The following is a 17,200-nucleotide window of genomic DNA, read 5'->3' as shown; positions in this document are numbered from 1 at the left end:
TCGCGCACATACTGTCAATTTGAATCTGTACGCCGACATCTGTGACGATAATGTGAGCCATTATGTCCTTGATCCTATTACTGACCCAACAGATGTCACTGTATTTAGTGATCGTTTACTTAGTCAGTAAAACCCCATTATTTAAGCTTTTTGCCGAGACCTCTCCTCGGCTGCCCCACAAGGTTTTCATCTATCTGATTTTTTCTTGTTTCTGCATTATGGCAACCTACTTTGGTGAACAAACGTCCGGTGCAATTGCGAATACTCGTGCCATGGGAGCGGTACTCGGTGGATTATTGGGGGGGCCAGTTACTGGTTTTCTTGTTGGACTCACAGGTGGGCTGCATCGTTATACTATGGGAGGGTTTACAGATGTTGCCTGTGCCATATCGACAACGATGGAGGGATTGTCTGCCGGTATGATTGGTTTTTATCTGCGTAGAGCAGGTAAAAGTGAACTTATCTATAATCCACTGCTGGTTTGTTTAGTCACCTTTTACGCAGAGATGATGCAAATGAGTATTATCTTACTGATTGCAAGCCCATTTAACGCCGCATGGGAATTGGTTCGCCAAATTGCACCACCTATGTTACTCGTCAACTCTATCGGTGCGGCTCTATTTATGAGTATGATCCGCGATCAAAAAACCATGTTTGATAAGCTTTCCTCGAGCTTTTCAACCAAGGCCCTAAAAATTGCTGAGCGGAGTGTAGGTTTACTTTCTAAAGGATTTAATGAGGAAAGTAGCGGTAAAGTTGCACAGATTGTGATCCAAGAAACCAATGTCGGTGCAGTTGCGATCACAGATAGAGAAAAACTCTTAGCTTTTATTGGTATAGGAGCTGATCATCATCTTCCAGGGACGCCTATTTCATCTCAAATAACCCTAGAAGCCATTAACCAGAATAAAGTGATGTTTGCCGATGGCGTTGAAACCCCCTATGCCTGCTCAATTTCAAGTCAATGTAAATTGGGCTCTAGCCTCGTGATTCCACTGCGTAGTGATAATGAAGTTATAGGTACAATTAAACTGTATGAACCTAAGAATAAGCTATTTTTGAATATTAATAGAACGTTAGGTGAAGGTATTGCACGGCTATTATCGAATCAAATCCTATATGGTCGCTTCGAGCAACAACAAAATTTACTCACTCAAGCCGAATTAAAATTGCTCCAAGCGCAGGTTAATCCACACTTTTTGTTTAATGCTCTCAATACTATTAGTGCCATTATCAAACGCGATCCTGATATGTCAAAACAGCTATTACAGCAATTATCACAATTTTTGCGTATTAATCTTAAGCGTACAACAGGCCTAGTTACCCTTGGAGATGAGTTAGATCACATCGCATCCTATCTCACTATTGAAAAAGCGCGTTTTATTGATAAATTACAGGTCAACATCGCAATTCCTGAACCCTTATATCCCTGTAAGGTACCTGCATTTACCTTGCAGCCTATCATTGAAAATGCCGTAAAGCACGGTACATCTCATATGATTGAACAAGGACAAATTAAAGTAACAGGCAAATTGGAAAACAACATTTTAGAACTAGATGTTACTGATAATGCTGGTTTATATGAGCCGACTTCGGGGTCTGAAGGGCTGGGTATGAGCTTAGTCCATAAGCGTATCCAAAACCTATTTGGCGAACAATACGGCATAACTGTAGAATGTGAGCGAGATGTATACACTCGCGTCATTATCCGCCTTCCAATTGAACCTATGGAAACCAATACGTGATCACTTGTTTAATTGTTGATGATGAACCTTTTGCTCGTGAAGAACTCACCGAACTTCTCAGTCAAGAAGCCGATCTGGAAATCATAGGGCAATGCAGCAATGCAATAGAAGCATTACAAATCATTGCCAAAGAAAAGCCTCAGCTTATTTTCCTTGATATTCAAATGCCGCGGATTTCTGGAATGGAGCTGATTGCTATGCTCGATCCCGATAACCTACCTAAAATTGTATTTGTCACTGCTTACGATGAATTTGCCGTCAAGGCCTTTGATAATCATGCTTTTGACTATTTACTGAAACCCATTGATGCCGACCGACTTTGCCAAACACTAAAACATGTGCGTAAAAATCTCACGCCACAGGCCGTGAGTTCTATCGCTCCGACAAGTCTGGAGCACCTGCCCTGCTACAGTGGTAGCAAATTGAAAGTCATCTCAATCGCGGATGTTGAATATGTCTTTAGTGATTTAAGTGGGATCCATGTGGCTTGCACAAAAGGCAAAGTCCATACCCAATTAACCTTGAAAGTACTCGAAGAAAAAACACCACTCGTGCGTTGTCATCGTCAGTACTTAATCGCACCTAAGGCCATTGCTGAAATTGAATTATTGGATACTGGAGCAGAAGTCACAACACATTCAGGGGGGAAAGTGCCTGTGTCACGCCGTTATCTTAAGAGTTTAAAACAGCTTTTTGGTTTCCAATAACCCACAAGCGTACCTCTCCATCTAAAGACTGATGTTGACAAAAAACCGCTCAAGCCATCCTATTGCCGCTAACCCTACATTTTCGACCACTAAGTAAGATTGCACTGTTTTATGTAAACAACTTGTTTACACTCCTCGCAACTCAAATGGGGAGATAACAAAATGATGTGGTTCCTACTCTGTGTCGGTTTATTGATCGGCGGTTACTTTATTTACGGTGCTTTTGTCGAAAAGGTTTTCGGTATCAACGCTAAACGTCAAACACCTGCGTTTACTCAAACTGACGGTGTTGACTATGTACCTATGTCTAAGGGTAAAGTCTATTTAATCCAATTACTGAACATTGCTGGTGTTGGTCCGATATTTGGTCCTATCCTCGGCGCACTCTATGGTCCAGCAGCAATGTTATGGATTGTCATAGGGTGTATTTTTGCTGGTGCTGTACACGACTACTTCTCAGGAATGTTGTCAGTCCGTAACGGTGGTCAATCCGTCCCGAATCTAGCAGGTAAATACCTAGGTAAGAGCGCAAAACATTTTATGAATGTATTTGCCATCATCCTATTGTTGCTCGTTGGTGTGGTATTTATCTCTGCACCTGCAGGGCTACTAGGCAAGCTAACAGGCTGGGATGTCAGCATCTTCGTTGGTATTATCTTCTGTTATTATCTGATCGCTACCGTTGTCCCCGTAGATAAAATTATCGGCCGCCTGTACCCCTTCTTTGGTGCGCTACTGTTTTTCATGTCATTTGGTCTTGCCTTCGCGATTATTTTATCAAGCGAGCATACTTTACTGCCTAATGTACAAGCAGGAGATTTCTTCCAAAACTTAAACCCTAAAGATATGCCACTTTGGCCTGCATTGTTTATCACTATCGCATGTGGCGCGATTTCCGGTTTTCATGCAACCCAGTCGCCGCTAATGGCACGTTGTGTCGAAAATGAAACCAATGGCCGCTTCGTGTTCTTTGGTGCCATGATTGGTGAGGGCATCATTGCATTACTATGGTGTGCAATTGCTCTATCCTACTTCGGTGGTGTAGAAGGTCTTAGCACTGGCATGGCCGGTAATCCTGCCAACGTAGTATATGAAGCCTCTACGGGTTTACTCGGTGCAGTTGGTGGCTTTATGGCAATCCTAGGTGTCATTATTCTACCTATTACTTCTGGTGATACGGCCTTCCGCTCAGCTCGCCTGATCTTGGCTGAATTCTTTAAAATGCCACAAGTTGCGCTGCCAAAACGCTTAGTGTTAGCTATCCCATTGTTTATTATTGGTGGCATGCTGACTCAAGTCGATTTTGGTGTGATTTGGCGTTACTTCGGCGTCGCAAACCAAGCGACGGCAGTATTAATGTTATGGACGGCTTCTGCTTACCTATTACGCCATAATAAACTGCACTGGATCACAACAATTCCAGCAATGTTTATGACAACCGTGGTTATCACCTTCCTGCTAAACTCAGCCACCTTAGGTGCGGGTTTGCCAATGACCCTATCAACCGTTGCGGGCGTAATTTCAACCTTAGTCATCACTGGCCTACTGATAGTGAAAATGAAAGGTAAAGGTGAAATTGATAACGAGTCAGAACTACCAGACGAAGCCTAAGTTTATCGCTTCACGTCTAAATGGATAATACTAAACAGGCACTATTACAGTGCCTGTTTTTATGTTAGCAAATACGCCTCTAATTCTGCCTATAAAACTGTTATAATCTCGACCATAGTTCATTGCAATATACAGAATATGACTCAAGCAAATAACCCACTACACGGCATTAAACTCGAAACCATAGTGACTGATTTAGTCGAGCGTTACGGCTGGGAAGAATTAGGTGAGAGAATACAAATCCGTTGTTTTACCCATGATCCCAGCATTAAATCTAGCCTGCGTTTTTTAAGAAAAACCGACTGGGCAAGGGAGAAAGTAGAATACTTATACCTAAAAGCCAATAAGCTACCTTTACCCCCACCGAAAAATGTAACCGCTACTGCTCCTAAAAAAGCGAACAAGATTCATTCGGCCAATCAAGGGCAGACTATAAAAACATCTGTACAAAATAAGTCTCAACCTACTGATGATATCAACAGCCACATATGGGGTAAGAAAAACTAAGTCGCTGTCACTTTATTTCTAGCTTTGGCCCTTATTACATCAGGGCTACCTTCTTAACGATTATGTTGCGCATAAAAAATGACTTTAGTATCTTAATTCCCTGCCGATACCAAGTTGAGTCTTGTCATATCAGGCGTAATTAGGAGCCCTCGATGAATATTAATGGATTAAACAATGCGGCAAGTGGCACTATATTTAAACCCGTATCCAGTGCTTATATTGCCATATCTCCAACATCATCTGCCGCCACGACAGATAGCACTGAAGAGAATAGCAGCCAAGATACTGTATCAATCTCCAATGCTGGTCGTACGGCTTTAGCCACCGATTTTGGCTCCGCACTAAGAGAAAGTAACGCAGAGAAAAAACAACAAGCCGAAGCCGCTGAATCAGAAAAAGCCACCTCTCCAATTGATCAACAAATCGAACGGATAAAAGAGCAGATAAAAGCCTTGCAAGAAATGCTAGCAAAGCTTGAAGGTGATAATTCAGAAGCGGCTGAGCAACAACGCAAGCTGATCCAAGAGCAAATATTACAGCTTAGTAGTCAAATAGCTGTCTTAATGGATAAGAAGATGCGGGATACACAGAAATCGGCAGGGTAATAGCTATGTTTAAAAAATAGCGGTTAAGATGTTAACTTTTTAGCGCTTTGACGGGGTTTCAAGTGTGTAGAAGTGAATTAGAACTGGATTAATATTAAATAGGAAAACTAAATAATAAACGCCAAATGCTTAATCCATCACCTGTGCGATAACTTAAGCCAATTCGGTCGATACTGAGTAAATCTGCACCTATAGGCTTAGAAAAAGCAAAGGTCGCACCCAGTTCATAACTCCCCGAAACGACCGTATCCTGTTCACTATCACTACTGAAATTGAGTGCATTAAAATACCAATAACCGAGTACAAATAGTCTGGGTTGAACTTGGATATTTTGCCATTGCCAACGAGGTGAAAGCCCTATATCAATACCAGTTTGTAGTACTGCAAATTGGTCTGTGAGATGACCAACTCGTTCACTATAGCCAGCAAAATGTAATCTCGATACCCAAACACTCTCTTCTCCACCCAGAGTAAAATCATATAAGGTACTTATACCTGTCGCTAAAATTGCCACATTCTCACTGGTATCGAAGTTTGTTCCAAAACCCACATCAAAATAGGCCTCCATACGCGTGTTTTCACTTGCCTGCCAATGGTGCTCAACACCTGGAGTGACCGTCATAGTCCCAACGGATGAAGGAAATTCACCTTCGGTGAGATCTTGGGCTAAATAATCAAAAAAACCAAAGGAGAGAGGCAAGCGTAGCCATGTTTGGCTGTCATTGTCTTTTTGAAAATCGAAGGAAAGCGGAACGCTCACAACCGTAGCATTTTGTTCTGCCGCTCGATAAACCCCTGTGCCAAGGTAGCTACCAAAAGCATATACAGAATTAGGATTACTCTGATTTTCTGCGGCTAAATGATTGCTCGTTGGTGAAGAAGGGATGAAATCTTGCTCTGATAGATAGGCCTGCGCCAACGTCACATTAGGAATAAGGCTCCCTAATAGCCACGCCGACACAGGTAAATTTTTTAAGTATAACCGGCTAAAAAAAGGGCTCAATTGACTTAAACCATCCTAGTTTATATGACTTAACCAGTTATTAGCTCAAAACACTTAGTCTTCATCTACAAAATGATATTCGGACATCATATGGCCTAGCTCTGTGGATTTGGTTTTTAAATAGGCTTCGTTATAACGGTTTTTGCCCACTTGCAGAGGAACTCGTTCAACGACTTCTATACCAAACTCTTTCATCGCTTTGACTTTGCGCGGATTATTGGTCATTAAACGTACGTGCTTCACACCAATCTGCTCAAGCATGGGTTTGATCATATCGTACTTACGCATATCCGCAGGAAAACCTAATTGCTCGTTTGCTTCAACCGTATTTGCACCTTTATCTTGTAACTCATAGGCGCGGATCTTATTCAACAAGCCAATTCCACGGCCTTCTTGACGTAAATATAAAATAAAACCGCAACCTGTTTCGGCAATATTTTGCATAGCCGTTTGTAGCTGAAAACCACAGTCACAACGCAGGCTAAATAGCGCATCACCAGTCAAACATTCTGAATGGATACGGCCTAAAACAGGCTCATCAGCACTAAGTGTTCCAAAGGTGAGTGCGACATGCTCTTTGCCTGTTTCTGTATCTTCAAAACCATGCATAGCAAACACACCCCAAGGAGTGGGTAACTTTGACGTCGCGACATATTTTATCGACATGACATAACCTTAACGACAACTCTCATTCCATGAGACGAAGAAACATCCCTAAAAACAAAACTAAGTTAGGCTCTTAAGCAACGAGCACCGTATTTTAAAGTGTCTTGGGCAATCCATTCAATCAACTGCAATATAAATCAGGTTTGATTATATCTGATTGCCGACCTGACAATGAGGGAAGTAGCATATCATCGACACTCGAATCTATACTTGTTCTCCCCTATTTACTCGTGCCAGATTTACGTATCTTGAGTCTTAAAACTTCGCAGGAGCGTAACCCGTCACTTCGGTTAATCCCATCTCACGGCCGAGTGCCGTCATTGGGTGAACCACAACCAGACCCTTAACGGACTTTTTCAATTGCCCCATGTCCGCTTGTTCTGCTTTAGTCAACGCTCGATGAAAAGGCAGATGTTTAATATCATCTCCCTGCTTATGCAATAAGCGTGTATGTTGGCCTTTTACACTGCTAATTTGCTTAGTGACTGCAGCGATTTCGCGTTTGAACTGAGCAATAACAGCCTCATCACCTCGTTGTTCAGCCGCAGCAAGTTTACGACGAAATTTATCTAGCTTATCATTAAGCTGCTGCAGTTCTTGCTTTAAATTCATTCTGTTACCTTAAATTACCTATGTTAGCCACAGTAAAATCTTAGCCTAATTATGCTAGCATCTGTGTCAAGGCTTGGGATTATAACAGCAAGTTGCAGATCCTCGTTACCGCTTTTATAACAAACGTATGATCTGATTACTGCTACCTCGAAATGGTAAACTTGGATCCGCTAAACTTTGTTCAAATTTTCCATCAACCAGCACATCAATGTAAGTAAGCACAGCCTTTTGCTGTTCAGATAGGTCACCAAGTACATAACCTGTCCATAGCCAAATGTCTTTATTCTCACATTCGGCTTTGACCCGTTTAACTAAGGCTAATACCGCCTCAAGATTAGCGGGCAATAAAGGATCGCCCCCGGAAAGTGACAGGCCTCGGCGAACAATGCGCTTATCATTAAGATCCGCAATAATACGATCTTCCATTGCTTTATCAAAAGGATGACCAGATCGCACATCCCAAGTACTTTGATTATAGCAACCACGACACTGGTGCTCACAGCCTGAAACAAACAAGGTTGCCCGGGTTCCCGGACCATTGACCACATCGATGGGATAATATTGGTGATAATTCATGAACTCAGTCCTAGGTTCAACACCTTGAGCCAATTTAGACTAAAACACGCAACGCAGCAGGGTATTCTCGTACTGCGTTCCAAGGTCAGTTTAACAGAAGAATAATGCAAGATGGTTACAAGTGTTTGATCCTACGTTTTACCTCTTCCTGCTTACCATGGTTAAATGGTCTTGCGTCTGGGCTACCTAAATAACCACAAACACGGCGAGTGACTGACACTCTGCTTGGCTCATGGTTACCACATTTCGGACAAGTAAACCCTTTACTTGTACAGCTAAATTCCCCAGTAAAACCACAGTCATAACATTCATCAATAGGCGTATTTGTCCCATAATAAGGTACGCGGCTATAACTGTAATCCCAGACATTTTCTAATGCTTCGAGGTTATGTTGCATATTGGGATATTCGCCGTAGCAAATAAACCCACCGCTAGCAATTGCCGGATAGGGCTGTTCAAAATCGATTTTGTCATAAGGGTTTACGTGTTTTTCTACATCTAAATGAAAACTATTAGTGTAATAGCCTTTATCAGTGACGCCTGCCACTACACCATATTGCTTCGCATCCAATTTGCAGAAACGACTACAAAGGCTCTCACTGGGCGTACTATATAAGCTAAAACCATAACCTGTTTCTGCTTTCCAAGCATCAGTCGCAGCCTTGAGATAGGCAACTATCGCAATGGCCTTTTCCCGTAATTCAGTACTATCAAACACATGGGATTGAGTGCCATAGAGCGCATTAATGGTTTCATGTAATCCAATGTAACCTAATGAAATCGATGCTCTACCATTTTTGAAAATTTGCGCAATATCGTCATCAGCACGTAAACGCACACCGCAAGCCCCTTCCATATAAAGAATCGGTGCCACTCGTGCTTTTACGCCATTTAAGCGTTCGATACGTGTATCTAATGCTCTGCGGGCAAGTAATAGGCGTTCATCTAAAATACGGTAAAACTCGGCCTCATTACCATTGGCTTCTAAGGCGATACGGGGCAAGTTAAGACTCACCACACCGAGGTTATTTCGCCCTTCATGGACTAACTCACCATTTTCCTTATAAGTACCTAAAAAGCTACGACAACCCATTGGAGTTTTAAATGATCCCGTCACCTTTTCAACCTGTTCATAGTTGAGAATATCGGGATACATACGCATACTCGCGCATTTGAGTGCCATTTGTTTTACATCGTAATTGCAGTCTCCTGCCTTGTGGTTAATACCATCGCGAATGGCAAACACCAGCTTTGGAAATACGGCGGTTTTACGATTTTTACCGAGACCAGCCATACGCACTTTGAGCATAGATTGCTGAATGAGGCGTGATTCCCAAGAAGTTCCTAAGCCAAACCCAAAGGTGACAAATGGTGTCTGCCCATTGGCCGTGTGTAAAGTATTCACTTCATATTCAAGGGACTGAAAGGCATCATGGCATTCTTTTTCAGTTTGAGCAGTAGCAAATGCTTTGGCATCTTTAATCTGCCAATTCAACGCGACTTGGTAGTGTTTGTCATAACTTTTTGCCACGAAAGGGGCCAACACTTCATCAATGCGATTAATGGTCGTACCGCCATAAATATGGCTCGCGACTTGGGCGATGATCTGCGCAGTGACTGCGGTCGCGGTAGAAATTGACTTTGGAGTTTCAATCTCGGCATTACCCATTTTAAAGCCATGGGTCAGCATCCCCGCCAAATCAATGAGCATGCAGTTAAACATCGGGAAAAATGGCGAGTAATCGAGATCGTGGTAATGGATTTCACCCGCTTCATGGGCTGCCACAACGTCTTTTGGCAGAATATGACTCTTGGCATAATGCTTAGCCACGATGCCAGCCAGTAAATCACGTTGCGTTGGAATAACTTTTGAGTCTTTATTGGCATTTTCATTTAGCAGCGCGGCATTACTCTGTTCAACTAGACCACGGATCTCTAAATTTAATTTACTGGTCGCTTCGCGACAAATATCCCTGTCATGGCGATATTCAATATACACTCGAGCTAATGACTTATAAGGGCCTTCCATTAGCAAGTTTTCAACAGCATCTTGCAAATGATGAATATCAACTTCGGTTAATGAGGCAACACGTTGACTGACACAAGCAGCAACAGTCGCAGCATAGTCTTCATCCTCTATCCCAACCGAGTTTGCAGCGGCCATCACTGCATCTCTTATCCTTGTCTCATCAAAAGGTGTGCGGCAACCATCCCGCTTGATCACGACTGGCATTGTTCAGTTCCTCTCCATCCCGATTAAAATTAACACTACATATAGTGATTAAATAATCTATAAGCACAATATATAGCGTATTAAGCGGTATCGATGCTGAAACTTCCATGATCCAGATCATAGTTTCTAGGATAGAAGAAAAGAACAAATAAGAACTGTAGCAAAGCCCAATGATCTGAGCATCACACCTTGACCTAAGTCATAAAGCAGGCTATTGCACAGAAGTTGATAACATACCGGCTCTGCTCACAGTTATTCACTTTTTAATTAACGTTTTGCTAATGCTAAATAGCTACTTAATTGACCAGATGCAGATTGCTGAGCCCCAAGTGATGACGCTACTTGCATGGTTGATTTAAGCCCTTGCCAAAGTTGTTTTTGCTTGTCGGTCATAGGCGGTTCAGAGTTTATATACTCTGTTAATTGCCCAAATACCTTGGCGGCTTTTTGTGCTAATACTGGCGACTGGGCATCATCCATATTGGACAGCATACTTTTTGCATCGACTAAGGTGTTGATGAGTGAGCTATTAGGTGAATTTTTGGCGAGTGTTTTTAATTCATCATCCAAAAAATCCTGCAGTGATTGTTTGCTTGGCGTCTCCTTACTCGGCACTTTAATACCATTTTGAGATAAACGCTCTACCTGTGAATCGGATAAAATACCGTCCTGTTGTAATCGAGAAACTAGTGCAGGAATATCGGCAACGCTGAATTTGCCGTCAGCAAAAAAATCCTTCGACATTGCCTGAATTTTTTGAGCCCGTAGTGCTCGTGGGGATAAGGCAATCTCATCAGAACTTGCTTGGTCTGACTTAGTCACACTCGATTGGGTTTGTGTCGTTTCAGCACTAGCATCCGTTTTGGTTGTGCTAGCCTTTTGGCTGTTTACACCATAAGCATCAATGATGCTAGCACTGCTACGATTTAGGCTCAGAGTGTTTAAAATTGAATTCATTGTCAAAACTTCGGCGTCGATAAGTGATTTGCAATTTAAGCAAAAAATAGGCCAAACAATGAGTTGTAAAATAATGTATCAATAATTCATTCTCTATGCTCGTTTCCCCGCCATAATGCCGCTTCAATCAAATGAGCCACTTTCGCGACAGCAGCTTCACCAGCGGCAATCGCCTCACTGGCACGATGAAACTCCATTGTTCCTATCTCGGCCACTTCGGGTACGATACAAATATCGGGAGGATCACCCATTAAACGCGATCGCTTATGCCTTTGCTCTAAAATACCCATTGATTGCGACATCACAGCAATCATGCCCGGATTAGATTTGGTACCAAGGGAAAACTTATCCGTCAAACTACTCACATATTCTCTGCCACGGGCAAATAAATCCATAAATCCCGTATCCTGTCTAGCGGGCAAATCCATTTCTCCTTGAGTGGCCTTATGACTTGTCATATTAACAGGCAAAACCTGTAATCGTCCGGGATGATATCCATTTAAATCAACGGCAATCACAATATCGACCCCCATTGCACGACTCACCGACACAGGAACAGGATTTACCACAGCACCATCCACTAACCAGCGTTCACCTTGTCGAACGGGTGCTAGAATACCGGGCATAGAACAAGAAGCCCTAACCGCTTGGCGTAAATCCCCATGGCGAAACCAAATCTCTTGTCCTGAATATAAATCGGTTGCCACAGCAGCAAACGGACGATTAAGCTCCTCAATCTTCACATCACCAATACGGGATTGCAGAACATCGAAGACTTTATCGCCACCAATCAAGCCCCCTTTTCGCCAACGAATATCCATTAATCCTAAAACATCCCAACTGGAAAAACTTCGCACCCATTCTTCAAGTTCAGGTAAATGGTCATGGGCGTATGCGGCACCAACTAACGCCCCTATAGAACAGCCCGCAACTTTATCAGGCTTAACCCCCATAGCCGCTAGTCCATTTAATACACCAATATGTGCCCACCCTTTTGCCGCTCCACTACCTAAGGCAATACCAATAGTGGGTGACGTTCCCCTTACCATAAAATGCTTCCTCTTTACTGACCGATACACAGAATAACCTAAGTTTCCATCACATCGGCTGTCAATGGTGAAATACACATAATTAAGAGGTTGTAATGTCAATGCAAAATAATGCTACTGAGTGAAACTATCCCACGCTGTTTTTTCTCAAAATGGTACTAAACCGAGATAATTATCAATGTGGATAGCTGAGAACAGCCCTTTAAGGCTATAATCTGCCCTTACTACGTTTTTGGGGATATACCTTTGCAATTTACCGATTTTTCTCTGGACCAGCGTCTTTTACAAAGCTTAAAACATATGGGGATCACCGCACCCACCGCCATCCAGGAACAAGCACTGCCTATCGCATTGGCAGGTAAAGATTTAATGGCTTCGTCAAAAACAGGCTCGGGTAAAACCTTGGCCTTTTTGCTGCCAGCATTGCAAAGAGTTATATCCACCCGCTCACTCAGTAAACGCGATCCTAGGGTATTGATTTTATTACCGACACGCGAATTAGCTCACCAAGTTTATAGTCAGCTTCGCTTACTGGTGGCCAACACTCAGTACAAGGCGATTAGTGTACTTGGGGGGGAGAATTTTAATGATCAAGCTAAAGCATTAGCAAAAGAGCCCCATTTCATCGTGGCGACACCTGGACGCATTGCCGATCATTTAGAGCAAAAACATTTGTTCCTCAATGGATTAGAACTATTAATCCTTGATGAAGCAGACCGTATGTTAGACTTAGGTTTTGCACCACAGCTTAAAACGATCAATGAAGCCGCTGATCATAAACGTCGCCAAACCTTAATGTTCTCCGCCACATTAGATCACAGTGAAATCAATGATATTGCAGCTACACTGCTTAAAAATCCTGCACATGTTGCAATTGATGCATCCCATAGCGAGCACAATGACATTCATCAGCGTATTTTTCTTTGCGATCATTTAGATCATAAAGAAGCCCTGCTGACTCGCTTACTTCAGGATGAAACTCACAAACAAGTGATTGTTTTTACCGCAACCCGCCCCGATACCGAGCGATTAGCGGCAAAATTATCGACCCAAGGATTTGCGACTGCGGCACTGAGTGGCGACTTAAAGCAAGCTGCACGTAACCAAATCATGGATCAATTCGCCCGTGGCCAACAGCAAATCCTCGTCACGACCGATGTTGCATCGCGTGGTCTTGACTTACTCAATGTATCATTAGTAATTAACTTTGATATGCCTAAATTTGCCGAAGAATACGTACATCGTATCGGTCGAACTGGCAGAGCTGGCGCAAAAGGCGACGCGATATCCCTAGTTGGCCCCAAAGACTGGGATAACTTCAAGAAAGTCCAAATATTCCTCAGAAAAACATTTGAAATCAGTGTTATTCCGGGTTTAGAAGCAAAATTCAGCGGTTTAAAAGAGCTATCTAAGCAAACGCCAATCAAGCGTGTTGCAAAAACCAGCACTTCTGCTGGAAAAACCAAAGCTAAAGCGGTTAAAGCCCCACCGTCTAGGGATAAACGTTTTATTACTGGGGTCGATATTGGCGATGCACCAATGCGTAGAAAGCCCACAGTCCCTTTACTGCAAGATAATGATACTGAAGAAGTTTAATTTTTAAATTAATATTGATAGTGTTGATGCTGTTATGCTCAAGACTATTAACTAGAACCATCAATGAGCGGAAGTGATTCGCGCATTGTTCTAAATTCCAGCGACAATAACGCTATTATTGATATTTTGAAGGTGTAACATGAGAGTTTGTGGTGTTGAGTTAAAAGGTGGCGAGGCCATCATCAGTCTATTGAGCTATGAAGGTGAAACATTTAATGTCCCTGAATGCCGTAAGGTATCCTTCAGTGTTTCGCAATCATCAACTACCGAGGCTATACGTGACTTTCATTTTGCTTTTCATAAACTCATGCAAGATTATAAGGTCGATGAAGTTGTTATCATCGAACGTGAACAAAAAGGTAAATTGGCTGGTTCTGCCACCAGCTTTAAGTTAGAAGCTGCCATCCAATTAGGCGATATACCCGTCCATCTGTTATCACCCGTGACCATTAAAGAACAAAATAAACGCAATCCTCCCCAAGTGGATTTTGACAGTTTAGATCTTAAACGGGTACAACAAGCTGCTTTTGAAGCCGCTTACGCTCAGCAAAATCGCCATATTTTCGGTAAGGTATAATTACAATTTGGGCTCCGATCCGCTTCGGAGCCTTGAAACTTATGCAATCATTAAAATACCTCAACGGCTACAGTCCTGATATCCAAGACCAAGTGCAACAGCTACTCGATGCAGGTACCCTACCAAATGTACTTTTGCGTCGTCACCCTAAAATCCATGATATTCGTAGTGACAAAGCGCTCTATGACTATACCCAAGAGATAAAAAACAGTTTTCTACGTCAATCATCACCATTATCAAAAGTGATTTTTGACGATAAAATTAACATTAGTCATCATGCACTTGGCTTGCATTCCTATGTAGCACGAGTTCAAGGCAATAAAATCAAAGCGAAGAACGAAATTCGCATTTCTTCGCGTTTAAAGCGTGTACCAGAGCCTTTGTTGCGTATGGTCGTCGTACATGAATTAGCCCATTTAAAAGAAAAAGATCACAACAAAGCTTTCTATAATTTGTGCATCCATATGGAGCCGGATTATCACCAGTTTGAGTTTGATTTACGCTTATTATTAACTTGTATCGACGCTAACATATCCCCTTATTCTGCTTAATCTGTAAACAATTTAGCGCTTATAAACACCCGCCCACTTGACTGATAATAATTTTCATTTAGACTCATAAAGTCACTTTAGTAAAGAAGCGATATGATATGAAAAAGCGTCAAATTGATAAGCTGCTTGATAAATGGTGTAAAAAACAAGCAAAAAAGATACTAAAGAGGCAGGCTAAATTAACAAGCGCACGCGCAAAATTGACATATCACCAAATAAGGCCGAATTTTATTGTTGATATCATTGATAAAGAGAACATACAAAGTAAAAAAGTACTTCGTAAACACATCGCTAAATTATTAGCTGCACATATCTCAGAGCCCCCCATAGACGCTCTCGATAAATCAATCTTAAAAAAGCAACTAAAGCTCGCTAAGATGACGTTTATTGCCGCAAACGATGCGAAATTATCATCACCAGTGATTATTAGACGCCTTACACCTCAACCCTCTGGACGTAGCTTTGCATTACATCCCTATAAAAAATCTCCATGTAGTGGGTGTCCGGCACTTAAAGGAAAACTCTGTAAGTGCGCATTAAAAGCCATTCATCGACGCCAAGCAAGTTAGTCGCTACGTACAATAACTTATATTGTAAAAACGGTTTTAAACCAGATTTATATTGATGGGTTTGCATTCTATAAGTCATATAATCTCACTAAACTGCCTATAACAATTTGTTTCCTCTTTTTCATTATTGCCATTGTAAGAGATAGACAGATTGACTTAATGAGAATACTCAATTTTTACCGTATTATATTGAACCTCTAAAATAAAAATGCCGATGAAATATATTATTTCATCGGCATAAGTGAGCTTTACGTTATTGTAATCCGGATTAAACTTTATGTCTCAATTCATCCGATATCAACAGTATCAAACTAGCATGATTAACCTAAATCCATTAAAGCTTGGCGGCTCTTAACCAAATTTGTAAAGGTTCTCAGTTCTTGATTTGCTAATTGACTAGACATTGGGATATCCGCTTTCATAGGATCAACTGGTTTACCATTAATATGGAACTCATAATGCAAATGTGGGCCCGTTGAACGGCCAGTATTACCTGATAAAGCAATCACTTGTCCTCGAGTCACTCGCTGACCTTTACGTACAAGGGATTTGGAAAGATGTAAATAACGGGTACGGTATTTACCACCATGTTCGATAACAATATATTTACCTGCAAATTGATGATCCGTTACTAAGCTGACAACGCCATCACCCGGTGCAATCACCTTAGTACCAATAGGCACTGAAAAGTCCGTACCATTATGAGGAGAAATTCGACCAGTAATAGGGTGTTTACGGTAGGCATTAAAACGAGAACTCATACGAGGTTGTTTAGCTAATGGAATACGCTGGAATGCACGAACCAAACTCTGCCCTTTCGCATCATAATAACTACCATCAGTATGCTGAAAAGCACTCACTTCAGAACGGCCAGTTTTAATTGTTACGCCCAATATCTGGCTGCTTCCTGTCGCTTCACCTTCAACATATTGATCATTTACCAAAACAGAAAACTTATCGCCTGCACGCAAGTCACGCGCGAAATTGACTTTCTCTTTGAGTAAATCTTCAATACGTTGAATATCCGCAGCAGCTAACCCCATTTTTTGTGCTGATACGTAAAATGAACCTTTAATATCACCTGTTAAAATTCGATTTTGCCAAACACCTTCTACGTTGACTTCTTCAACGTTAAAGCTGCCATCCTCATAACGAGTAAATACGACTTGGCGTGCCGCATTAAAATACAACTCTAACTTTTGTAATTGCCCATCATTATCCAGCCAAAACTGGATTCGGTTACCAGGTAATAAGGTATCAAGGGCAAGAATATTGAGATCGGCTTCCAACACCCTATACATAGTTTGATGATCAACACCTGCTTTTGAAAATAGACCGCTTAGGGTATCTCCAGAAACGATAATACGCTCAAAATCAGGCGTATTATCTATGATAGCAGCTTGTTCAATAGATTCAGAAGTCTGAGGTAAGATATTCTCAATATCAAGAACGACAGGGATACGCTGAGTTGTTGGCACGACATGGTTATTATTCGGTAATAGCATAGCTGCACCGATCAATAAACCGCCCACTAATAGAATATTCTTATGAGTTGATGATAAATTCTGCAAACGGGGTTGCGAAAAATTGATCAAATTGGGTTTGCCTGTCTGCAACGCTTTCACCTTTCGTTATC

General features: G+C 41.9%; 17 protein-coding genes. 9 read left to right on the top strand and 8 right to left on the bottom strand.

Annotation, left to right across the window (positions count from 1 at the left end; genetic code table 11):
- Positions 1-62 precede the first annotated feature (62 nt).
- The 5 genes from JEZ96_RS07380 (at position 63) to JEZ96_RS07360 (ending at position 5,175) form a co-directional block, all read left to right on the top strand.
- Positions 63-1,745 (top strand): sensor histidine kinase, encoded by a 1,683-nt coding sequence (locus JEZ96_RS07380; protein WP_198779873.1) that lies wholly within the window; start codon positions 63-65, stop codon positions 1,743-1,745.
- Positions 1,742-2,452, top strand: a complete 711-nt coding sequence (btsR, locus tag JEZ96_RS07375) for a two-component system response regulator BtsR (protein WP_025008245.1) — start codon at positions 1,742-1,744, stop codon at positions 2,450-2,452. Before JEZ96_RS07380 ends, btsR begins: the two co-directional genes overlap by 4 nt.
- Before the next feature lie 162 nt (positions 2,453-2,614).
- Positions 2,615-4,063 (top strand): carbon starvation CstA family protein, encoded by a 1,449-nt coding sequence (locus JEZ96_RS07370; RefSeq protein ID WP_011789836.1) that lies wholly within the window; start codon positions 2,615-2,617, stop codon positions 4,061-4,063.
- A gap of 138 nt (positions 4,064-4,201) precedes the next feature.
- The gene (locus JEZ96_RS07365; RefSeq protein ID WP_014610319.1) at positions 4,202-4,570 is read left to right on the top strand and encodes a VF530 family protein; all 369 of its coding nucleotides are present in this window, start codon (positions 4,202-4,204) and stop codon (positions 4,568-4,570) included.
- 152 nt (positions 4,571-4,722) lie between these two features.
- Entirely contained in the window at positions 4,723-5,175 is a 453-nt protein-coding gene (locus JEZ96_RS07360) for a FlxA-like family protein (protein WP_128090111.1), read from the top strand.
- A 94-nt stretch (positions 5,176-5,269) separates the two neighbouring features.
- Here the strand turns inward: JEZ96_RS07360 and JEZ96_RS07355 are convergent, their stop codons facing one another.
- From JEZ96_RS07355 to rssA, 7 genes are all read right to left on the bottom strand, one after another.
- Positions 5,270-6,061 carry a hypothetical protein gene (locus JEZ96_RS07355; RefSeq protein WP_229781406.1) on the bottom strand — a complete coding sequence of 264 codons (792 nt, stop codon included), beginning with the start codon at positions 6,059-6,061 and terminating at the stop codon, positions 5,270-5,272.
- 171 nt (positions 6,062-6,232) lie between these two features.
- Positions 6,233-6,844: a GTP cyclohydrolase II gene (gene ribA / locus JEZ96_RS07350; RefSeq protein ID WP_011789840.1), complete on the bottom strand. Its 612-nt coding sequence runs from the start codon at positions 6,842-6,844 to the stop codon at positions 6,233-6,235.
- 255 nt (positions 6,845-7,099) lie between these two features.
- On the bottom strand, positions 7,100-7,456 hold the full coding sequence (locus JEZ96_RS07345; protein ID WP_011789841.1) for a YibL family ribosome-associated protein: 357 nt from the start codon (positions 7,454-7,456) through the stop codon (positions 7,100-7,102).
- Between the two features lie 114 nt (positions 7,457-7,570).
- Entirely contained in the window at positions 7,571-8,032 is a 462-nt protein-coding gene (nrdG, locus tag JEZ96_RS07340) for an anaerobic ribonucleoside-triphosphate reductase-activating protein (protein ID WP_025008243.1), read from the bottom strand.
- Between the two features lie 115 nt (positions 8,033-8,147).
- Positions 8,148-10,265, bottom strand: a complete 2,118-nt coding sequence (gene nrdD / locus JEZ96_RS07335) for an anaerobic ribonucleoside-triphosphate reductase (RefSeq protein WP_011789843.1) — start codon at positions 10,263-10,265, stop codon at positions 8,148-8,150.
- Between the two features lie 267 nt (positions 10,266-10,532).
- Positions 10,533-11,222 (bottom strand): hypothetical protein, encoded by a 690-nt coding sequence (locus tag JEZ96_RS07330; RefSeq protein ID WP_025008242.1) that lies wholly within the window; start codon positions 11,220-11,222, stop codon positions 10,533-10,535.
- Positions 11,223-11,308: 86 nt separating this feature from the next.
- Positions 11,309-12,271: a patatin-like phospholipase RssA gene (gene rssA, locus JEZ96_RS07325; RefSeq protein ID WP_011789845.1), complete on the bottom strand. Its 963-nt coding sequence runs from the start codon at positions 12,269-12,271 to the stop codon at positions 11,309-11,311.
- Positions 12,272-12,517: 246 nt separating this feature from the next.
- On the opposite strand from rssA, the gene JEZ96_RS07320 reads away from it, so the two are divergent.
- The 4 genes from JEZ96_RS07320 to JEZ96_RS07305 all read left to right on the top strand — a co-directional run bounded on the left by JEZ96_RS07320 (position 12,518) and on the right by JEZ96_RS07305 (position 15,564).
- On the top strand, positions 12,518-13,867 hold the full coding sequence (locus JEZ96_RS07320; protein ID WP_061782706.1) for a DEAD/DEAH box helicase: 1,350 nt from the start codon (positions 12,518-12,520) through the stop codon (positions 13,865-13,867).
- Between the two features lie 139 nt (positions 13,868-14,006).
- Positions 14,007-14,444: a DUF3010 family protein gene (locus tag JEZ96_RS07315; protein WP_011789847.1), complete on the top strand. Its 438-nt coding sequence runs from the start codon at positions 14,007-14,009 to the stop codon at positions 14,442-14,444.
- 41 nt (positions 14,445-14,485) lie between these two features.
- Positions 14,486-14,995: a M48 family metallopeptidase gene (locus JEZ96_RS07310; RefSeq protein ID WP_011789848.1), complete on the top strand. Its 510-nt coding sequence runs from the start codon at positions 14,486-14,488 to the stop codon at positions 14,993-14,995.
- Between the two features lie 98 nt (positions 14,996-15,093).
- Positions 15,094-15,564, top strand: a complete 471-nt coding sequence (locus JEZ96_RS07305; protein ID WP_025008240.1) for a hypothetical protein — start codon at positions 15,094-15,096, stop codon at positions 15,562-15,564.
- 320 nt (positions 15,565-15,884) lie between these two features.
- Here the strand turns inward: JEZ96_RS07305 and JEZ96_RS07300 are convergent, their stop codons facing one another.
- On the bottom strand, positions 15,885-17,180 hold the full coding sequence (locus JEZ96_RS07300) for a peptidoglycan DD-metalloendopeptidase family protein (protein WP_011789850.1): 1,296 nt from the start codon (positions 17,178-17,180) through the stop codon (positions 15,885-15,887).
- Positions 17,181-17,200: the final 20 nt, after the last annotated feature.

Origin of the sequence: Shewanella putrefaciens (assembly GCF_016406325.1) — a bacterium.
Taxonomy (GTDB): domain Bacteria; phylum Pseudomonadota; class Gammaproteobacteria; order Enterobacterales; family Shewanellaceae; genus Shewanella; species Shewanella putrefaciens.
The sequence above is the reverse complement of the archived record's forward strand: the minus strand, read 5'-3'. Positions and strand labels throughout refer to the sequence as shown.

Excerpts from the sequence above, each read along its gene's own strand:
- JEZ96_RS07380 (WP_198779873.1), top strand. The coding sequence starts at position 63 with ATGTCCTTGATCCTATTACTGACCCAACAGATGTCACTGTATTTAGTG.
- JEZ96_RS07370 (WP_011789836.1), top strand. The coding sequence starts at position 2,615 with ATGATGTGGTTCCTACTCTGTGTCGGTTTATTGATCGGCGGTTACTTT.
- JEZ96_RS07365 (WP_014610319.1), top strand. The coding sequence starts at position 4,202 with ATGACTCAAGCAAATAACCCACTACACGGCATTAAACTCGAAACCATA.
- JEZ96_RS07360 (WP_128090111.1), top strand. The coding sequence starts at position 4,723 with ATGAATATTAATGGATTAAACAATGCGGCAAGTGGCACTATATTTAAA.
- ribA (WP_011789840.1), bottom strand. The coding sequence starts at position 6,844 with ATGTCGATAAAATATGTCGCGACGTCAAAGTTACCCACTCCTTGGGGT.
- JEZ96_RS07345 (WP_011789841.1), bottom strand. The coding sequence starts at position 7,456 with ATGAATTTAAAGCAAGAACTGCAGCAGCTTAATGATAAGCTAGATAAA.
- nrdG (WP_025008243.1), bottom strand. The coding sequence starts at position 8,032 with ATGAATTATCACCAATATTATCCCATCGATGTGGTCAATGGTCCGGGA.
- nrdD (WP_011789843.1), bottom strand. The coding sequence starts at position 10,265 with ATGCCAGTCGTGATCAAGCGGGATGGTTGCCGCACACCTTTTGATGAG.
- JEZ96_RS07330 (WP_025008242.1), bottom strand. The coding sequence starts at position 11,222 with ATGAATTCAATTTTAAACACTCTGAGCCTAAATCGTAGCAGTGCTAGC.
- rssA (WP_011789845.1), bottom strand. The coding sequence starts at position 12,271 with ATGGTAAGGGGAACGTCACCCACTATTGGTATTGCCTTAGGTAGTGGA.
- JEZ96_RS07315 (WP_011789847.1), top strand. The coding sequence starts at position 14,007 with ATGAGAGTTTGTGGTGTTGAGTTAAAAGGTGGCGAGGCCATCATCAGT.
- JEZ96_RS07310 (WP_011789848.1), top strand. The coding sequence starts at position 14,486 with ATGCAATCATTAAAATACCTCAACGGCTACAGTCCTGATATCCAAGAC.
- JEZ96_RS07305 (WP_025008240.1), top strand. The coding sequence starts at position 15,094 with ATGAAAAAGCGTCAAATTGATAAGCTGCTTGATAAATGGTGTAAAAAA.